At 68.9% G+C, this 6,723-nt stretch carries 6 protein-coding genes; 4 read left to right on the top strand and 2 right to left on the bottom strand.

Translation table 11 applies throughout. The features are described from left to right. Positions 1 to 111: 111 nt before the first annotated feature. Entirely contained in the window at positions 112 to 738 is a 627-nt protein-coding gene (locus tag ACZ4RZ_RS00150) for a TetR/AcrR family transcriptional regulator (RefSeq protein ID WP_467740504.1), read from the bottom strand. A gap of 245 nt (positions 739 to 983) precedes the next feature. Between ACZ4RZ_RS00150 and ACZ4RZ_RS00145 the strand changes: the two genes are divergently transcribed. The 4 genes from ACZ4RZ_RS00145 (at position 984) to ACZ4RZ_RS00130 (ending at position 5,190) form a co-directional block, all read left to right on the top strand. Continuing rightward, a complete protein-coding gene (locus ACZ4RZ_RS00145; RefSeq protein WP_467740502.1) occupies positions 984 to 1,967 on the top strand; it encodes a tetratricopeptide repeat protein in 984 nt (327 codons plus the stop codon). Between the two features lie 620 nt (positions 1,968 to 2,587). Continuing rightward, complete coding sequence (locus ACZ4RZ_RS00140; protein WP_467740500.1) at positions 2,588 to 3,220, top strand: DUF6230 family protein; 633 nt, start codon at positions 2,588 to 2,590, stop codon at positions 3,218 to 3,220. Positions 3,221 to 3,338: 118 nt separating this feature from the next. Then, positions 3,339 to 3,905: a DUF6114 domain-containing protein gene (locus ACZ4RZ_RS00135; RefSeq protein ID WP_467740498.1), complete on the top strand. Its 567-nt coding sequence runs from the start codon at positions 3,339 to 3,341 to the stop codon at positions 3,903 to 3,905. Continuing rightward, positions 3,895 to 5,190: a hypothetical protein gene (locus tag ACZ4RZ_RS00130; protein WP_467740496.1), complete on the top strand. Its 1,296-nt coding sequence runs from the start codon at positions 3,895 to 3,897 to the stop codon at positions 5,188 to 5,190. The genes ACZ4RZ_RS00135 and ACZ4RZ_RS00130 overlap by 11 nt, the downstream gene beginning before the upstream one ends. A gap of 92 nt (positions 5,191 to 5,282) precedes the next feature. Here ACZ4RZ_RS00130 and pyk read toward each other — a convergent pair whose 3' ends face one another. Then, complete coding sequence (pyk, locus tag ACZ4RZ_RS00125; protein ID WP_467740494.1) at positions 5,283 to 6,713, bottom strand: pyruvate kinase; 1,431 nt, start codon at positions 6,711 to 6,713, stop codon at positions 5,283 to 5,285. Positions 6,714 to 6,723: the final 10 nt, after the last annotated feature.

The following is a 6,723-nucleotide window of genomic DNA, read 5'->3' as shown; positions in this document are numbered from 1 at the left end:
TGGTGTAGCCGCCGGGTGTGGCGGGGCGGTGCTGTGGGGGGGGTCCGGCGCACGAGCTCTTGTTGTGCTTTCCCCCCCCCCCTTGGGGGGGGGGGGGAACCCCCGCAACGCCTAGTCCTGCCCCGTCGCCCCCTTCAGTCCCAGCAGCAGTACGCGGGTGAAGCTGCGGACCCACTCCTCGTCCGCGGGCTCCGCGCTGACGAGGGTGCGATGGACGACCGCACCCGCGACCACGTCGAAGATCAGGTCGGCGGTCCGGGCGGCAGCGGACGGGTCGGACTCCGGGGGCAGCTCGCCGCGGGCGGTGGCGCGGGCGCGGCCCTCCAGGACGAGGCGCTTCTGCCGGTCGACGATCGACGTACGGATGCGCTCTCGGAGGGGCTCGTCGCGGGTGGATTCCGCCACGACGGCCATCAGCGCCGTCTTGGCCTCCGGGCGGCCCAGGATCGCCGCGAACTGGAGCACGACGCCTTCGATGTCCGCCGCCAGGCTCCCCCGGTCGGGGAGCTCCAGCTCGTCGAAGAGGACGGCCACCGCGTCCACCACGAGTTCGTTCTTGCCGGCCCAGCGGCGGTACAACGTGGTCTTCGCGACCCCGGCGCGGGTCGCCACGTCTCCCAACGTCAGCTTGGACCAGCCCAGTTCGACCAGCGCCGCGCGCGTCGCCTCCAGGATCGCGGCGTCCGCGGCTGCGCTGCGCGGACGCCCCGTACGGGGGGCGGAAGTGCGACTTTGCATGCCAGTGACCATATCCGGCGGTTCTGTGAAGTCGTGAGGGAGATCACCGGGGTATGGCACACGGGGACGCCTCCCGACAGTTACGCTACGACTCGTAGCGAAAGCTCGCGCACCGCGATCGTGTGCGAGCGACAACCACTGGCGCCAGGTGGGGACCCGGCGCCGAGCACCACGCATCAAGTCGAAATACGCCTGGCTTCCGGAACGCTTTTCACGCGCGAGCACAGAAGGGGGAGGATGTACTCATGCAGCCACGGAACATGTCCATGAGCGGAGTCGTCGACCTCGCCGCGGTGAAGGCGGCCCAGGAGGCCAAGGCGAAGGCGGAGCAGGCGCGCGCCGAAGCGGCCAGGCAGGGCGGCGGCGGTGGGAGCGGGGCCGTGTCCCCCGCCAGTCTCGTCATCGATGTCGACGAGGCGGGGTTCGAGCGCGACGTCCTGCAGCGCTCCACCGAGGTCCCGGTCGTCATCGACTTCTGGGCCGAGTGGTGCGAGCCCTGCAAGCAGCTGAGCCCGGTGCTGGAGCGGCTGGCCGTCGAGTACAACGGGCGCTTCGTCCTCGCCAAGGTCGACGTCGACGCCAATCAGATGCTGATGCAGCAGTTCGGGATCCAGGGGATCCCGGCCGTCTTCGCGGTTGTCGCCGGGCAGGCGCTGCCGCTCTTCCAGGGTGCGGCCGGCGAGGCCCAGATCCGCGGCACCCTCGACCAGCTCGTCGAGGTGGCCGAGCAGCGCTTCGGCCTCACCGGCCTGACCGTCGACCCGGACGCCGAGCCCGGCAGCGCCCCGGCGGCGCCCGAGGTGCCGGCCGGCCCGTACGACGCGCTCCTCGAGGCCGCCGTACAGGCCCTGGACGCGGGTGACCTGGGCGGTGCCGTCCAGGCGTACAAGAACGTCCTGAGCGACGACCCGGGCAACACGGAGGCCAAACTGGGCCTCGCCCAGGCCGAGTTGCTCCAGCGCGTGCAGAGTGTCGACCCGCAGCAGGTGCGCAAGGACGCCGCCGAGAGGCCCGGTGACGTGCAGGCGCAGATCACCGCCGCCGACCTGGACCTGGTGGGCGGGCATGTCGAAGACGCGTTCGGGCGGCTCATCGACACGGTGCGTCGTACGGCGGGCGATGACCGTGATGCCGTACGGCTGCGGCTGCTCGAGCTCTTCGAGGTGGTCGGTGCCGACGATCCGCGGGTGATCGCGGCGCGCCGGGCGTTGGCCAGGGCCCTGTTCTGACCTGTCTCTAAACGCTGGGGCTTGTGATGCCCAGGTGAAAGATTGGCCGAGAGAGCGACACGTGGCCGCGCTTTACCAAATCTTGGTAAACGCGGCCGCTGTTACTGGGAGTAAGTCGGGGGCGTTGATCTGCCGGATTTCGTCCGGCAATCAACCGTTGTGTCACCCGGCCTGAGACCACCCTGCGTCGCCGACCGATACCGACGGGTCGTTGTTCGGTTATCCGGCCGTTACTAGTGAGTAACGAACCCCCTTGTGCGGGCGGCGAGAATGCACCACGATCGGCGACGCTCGGTCCGTTCCCGTACCCCGACAACCAATCGGGTCAACGGGTTTTCTGGGTCCCCACCGAGTAGAGCCGGCGGCAGTGGCGTCGGCTCTTGGGCAGGGGGGTCTTTGCCGTTCGGCAGAGCCTGTCCAGCAGGTTGTGCGTGATGTGTGTCAGGCGCGACCAGTGGTTGTCGCTCGGGGGTGATCGCCGGTGATTCGGGCGCTGTTCGCGCCTCCGAGTACGGGCGCTCTCCTTCCCGAGGACGTAGCACTTCTCCCATCCCTGCCCGGCTGAGCCGCCGACATGGGGCAGTCAGGGCCAGGAGATGTACGTCCGAGAAGGAGGAAATATGGAGTCCCAGGTGCGTGGCGGGACCAGATGGAAGCGGTTCGCGGTCGTGATGGTGCCCAGCGTGGCCGCCACGGCAGCGATAGGTGTCGCCCTCGCGCAGGGCGCTCTCGCCGCGTCGTTCAGCGTTTCCGGTCAGTCGTTCAAGGTGACGGCGGACCGGCTCGACGGTACGGGCTTCTCGCAGTACGGGGCCATTGACTCGGGTTACACCATGGACGGCAAGAAGACGGCTCACCCCGTCGCCGTCTCGGCGTTCAAGTCCGCGTCGATCAAGGGCATGTGCCAGTCCGTGGTCACCCCGGACATCCCGCTGCTCGGTTCCGTCAGCCTCATCCTGCACGCCGGTGGTGGCGACACCCCGGTCGAGGCCGAGAACCTGTACATCGACGTCGAGGACCTCAACGCCGATGCGACGTTCCACAACATCGACATCGGTGTTGCGGCCAAGGACGCCAGCAAGGGTCCGGGCATCGCCAAGGGCGACACGGCCAACCCGTACGGGTTCGCCCAGCAGGCCGACTCGGCCACGCTGACCGATGTCAAGCAGACGGCGTGGGCAACCACCGCCGGCACGTTCAAGCTCAGCGGCCTGAAGATGTCGCTGTCCAAGGGCGTCAAGGAGTGCTACTAGGCACCCCGGGGGCGGGTGAGGGGGCCGCGGCCGTCTCACCCGCCCCGCTCCTCACCGCCATACGCGGATCACTCACGCGTACTTCTCACAGCAAAGCCGTTCCAGGGAGCTGTTTTCCATGAGCGCCGAGACTCCTGCCGCGCCCGGCCAGAACGAGCACTACCTCCGGGTCTTCCGGCGGAACTTCCGTACCTGGAGGGGCGACCGCCCGTTCTGGGCCGGTCTGTTCGTCCTGCTCGGCGGTTTCCCCATCGCCTACTTCCCGTACGCGAACCTTCAGATCGGCCATCTCACGCTGGCGATGGCCACCACCGCGGGCGCGGGCTCCCTGATCATCGGCGTGCTGCTCGTCGTGCTGGGCATCAGCCTCTGGTTCCAGAAGCACGTACGGACCTTCGCCGGAGTCGCTGCGATTCTCCTGGCCCTGGTGTCCATCCCGGTGTCCAACCTGGGCGGCTTCCTCATCGGCTTCCTGTTCGCCATGATCGGCGGCGCGATGGCGGTCTCCTGGGCTCCGGCCGAGTCCGAGACCGAGTCGGCCAGGACGGTGGCCAAGGGCGAGGGCGACGCCCCCGAGGGGGCGCCCGTGGGGACCGCGGACAGTGTGAGCGGGCTGAGCGAGCCGAACGATCTGTCAGGAACGAGCCCGGCGAACGGGGCGAACGGGAGGCACAGTGCCGGCTGACGAGGTGACCCACGGGACTGATGTGGAGGAGTCCCGTGTGAGAACCGGGCCGCGCCACGCGGCCCCCAGGAAGCCGCTGTTCACCAGGTTCCACATGCCTGCCGGGAAGGCCGTCGCCATCGCGGCGATGCCGACAGCGGTCCTGATGGGGATGGGGTTCACCCCGACGCTCGCCCTCGCCGACGACCACGGGTCGTCGAAGAGTCTGACGGCCGACGAGTACAAGGACTGCGTCGCGGCCGTGACCGGTTCCGAGGACGGCGCCAGTGCGTCGGCCACGCCGTCGCCCTCCGCCTCGGAGAGTGCCGACAAGTCCGGCGACACGGCGAAGCCGACCCCTTCGGCCTCGGCGTCCTCGGGCAAGACCTCTTCGTCGGATTCAGGTTCCGATGACAAGGCCGAGCCCACGCCGTCGGCGTCCGCCTCCTCGCCCTCGTCGAGTACGTCGGACAAGTCGTCGGACGGCGCCGCGTCCACGCCGACCCCCTCGGCGTCCGCGAGCAGCGGCAACGTCCTGGACACCATCGGCAGCGCGATCAACGACGTCCTCACCGGCGGTGGCGACTCCACGGCGAGCTCCAGCCCCACGCCGTCCTCCACGGCGAGCGCGAGCGCGTCCGCGAGCAAGGACACCGCCGACACCGTCAAGGACACGACCGACAAGGTCACCGAGACGGTCAAGGGCACCGTGAAGGACGCCACCGACACGGCGTCCAAGGCGGCCTCGGACACCACGGAGAAGGTCAAGGAGGCCGCCGACGCGGCCACCGCGACCCCCAGCCCGTCCGCGAGCTCCAGCACCGACCCGTCGGACTGCCCGGTTGCCACGGACGAGGAGGGCGGTGTCGACAACGCCTCGCCGCTGCCCGACGACCCCTGGTACCTGAACGCCAGCTCGCTGCTGCTCAAGGGCGCCGACTATCAGGGCATCGTGAAGGTGAAGACGGCCAACGGGACGACCAAGAAGGTCCTGAAGTACGTCATCTCCGACGGCACCGACATCGGCGATCTGCACCAGACGGTGAAGGACAAGCAGTCCGGCAAGACCTACCACGTGCAGGCGGCCGACGGCTCGACGTCCACCATCCGTGACGGCAAGACGATCATGTACACGGAGAGCATCTCCGGCAATCTGCTCGGCCTGATCCCGGTCACGTTCAGCCCGGACAACCCCCCGCCGCTGAACATCCCGCTGATCTACTTCACCAAGGTGAAGGTCGTCCAGGCCGGTCAGTTCGGCGGCACGCTGACCGTGCCGGGCCTGCACTCGTACATCACCGACTGAGCGCCCCCACCAGAGCCCGTTCGGGAGCCGCACACACTGAGGGCGCCCCCTGTTCGCAGGGGGCGCCCTCAGTGGCGTACGCGGACCGTGGGTCAGGCGTGGTTGCCCTCGCCCAGGTGGTGCACCCGGACCATGTTGGTGGTGCCGGGGACGCCGGGGGGCGAGCCGGCGGTCATCACGACGACATCGCCCTCGTTGAACCGCTTGAGCTTCTGCAGCTCACGGTCCACCAGGTCGACCATCTCGTCGGTGCTGTTCACGAACGGCACGACGTGGGACTCGACGCCCCAGCTCAGCGTCAGCTGGTTGCGGGTGCCCTCGTCCGTGGTGAAGGCGAGGATCGGCTGGAGCGCGCGATAGCGGGACAGCCGGCGGGCGGTGTCACCGGACTTGGTGAAGGCGACCAGGCCCTTGCCGCCGAGGAAGTCGGCGATCTCGCAGGCGGCGCGGGCGACCGAACCGCCCTGCGTGCGCGGCTTCTTGCCGGGCACCAGCGGCTGCAGGCCCTTGGAGAGGAGCTCCTCCTCGGCCGCGACGACGATCTTCGACATCGTCTTCACGGTCTCGATCGGGTACGCGCCCACGCTCGACTCGGCGGACAGCATGACCGCGTCGGCGCCGTCCAGGATCGCGTTGGCCACGTCGGAGGCCTCGGCGCGGGTCGGGCGGGAGTTGGTGATCATCGACTCCATCATCTGGGTCGCGACGATCACCGGCTTGGCGTTGCGGCGGCACAGCTCCACGAGGCGCTTCTGCACCATCGGGACCTTCTCGAGCGGGTACTCGACGGCCAGGTCGCCACGGGCCACCATGACCGCGTCGAACGCCGCGACGACGCCCTCCATGTTCTCGACCGCCTGCGGCTTCTCCACCTTGGCGATGACGGGGACCCGGCGGCCCTCCTCGTCCATCACCTTGTGGACGTCGGCCACGTCGTTGGCGTCTCGCACGAAGGACAGGGCGACCATGTCGCAGCCCATCTTCAGGGCGAAGCGCAGGTCCTCGATGTCCTTCTCGGACAGCGCCGGCACGTTCACGGCGGCGCCGGGCAGGTTGATGCCCTTGTGGTCCGAGATCACGCCGCCCTCGATGACGACCGTCTTGACCCGGGCGCCGTCGACCTCGACGACCTTCAGCTCGACGTTGCCGTCGTTGATCAGGATCGGGTCGCCCTTGGAGACGTCACCGGGCAGGCCCTTGTAGGTCGTGCCGCAGATGTGCTTGTCGCCGGGCACGTCCTCGATGGTGATGACGAACTCGTCACCACGCTCGAGCTCGACGGGACCCTCGGCGAAGGTCTCCAGACGGATCTTCGGACCCTGCAGGTCGGCGAGCACACCGATGGCCTTGCCGGTCTCGGCCGAGGCGGCCCGGACGCGGTCGTACCGCCCCTGGTGCTCGGCGTGCGTGCCGTGGCTGAAGTTGAAGCGGGCCACATTCATGCCGGCTTCGATCAGCGTGACGAGCTGCTCGTGGGAGTCGACCGCGGGGCCGAGAGTACAGACGATTTTCGAACGGCGCATGGGGCGATCC

The organism is Streptomyces sp. NPDC027189 (assembly GCF_055566975.1).
The sequence above is the reverse complement of the archived record's forward strand: the minus strand, read 5'-3'. Positions and strand labels throughout refer to the sequence as shown.

Bases quoted from the DNA above. Each gene is read 5' to 3' on its own strand.
- ACZ4RZ_RS00150 (WP_467740504.1), bottom strand. From the start codon at position 738: ATGCAAAGTCGCACTTCCGCCCCCCGTACGGGGCGTCCGCGCAGCGCA.
- ACZ4RZ_RS00145 (WP_467740502.1), top strand. From the start codon at position 984: ATGCAGCCACGGAACATGTCCATGAGCGGAGTCGTCGACCTCGCCGCG.
- ACZ4RZ_RS00140 (WP_467740500.1), top strand. From the start codon at position 2,588: ATGGAGTCCCAGGTGCGTGGCGGGACCAGATGGAAGCGGTTCGCGGTC.
- ACZ4RZ_RS00135 (WP_467740498.1), top strand. From the start codon at position 3,339: ATGAGCGCCGAGACTCCTGCCGCGCCCGGCCAGAACGAGCACTACCTC.
- pyk (WP_467740494.1), bottom strand. From the start codon at position 6,713: ATGCGCCGTTCGAAAATCGTCTGTACTCTCGGCCCCGCGGTCGACTCC.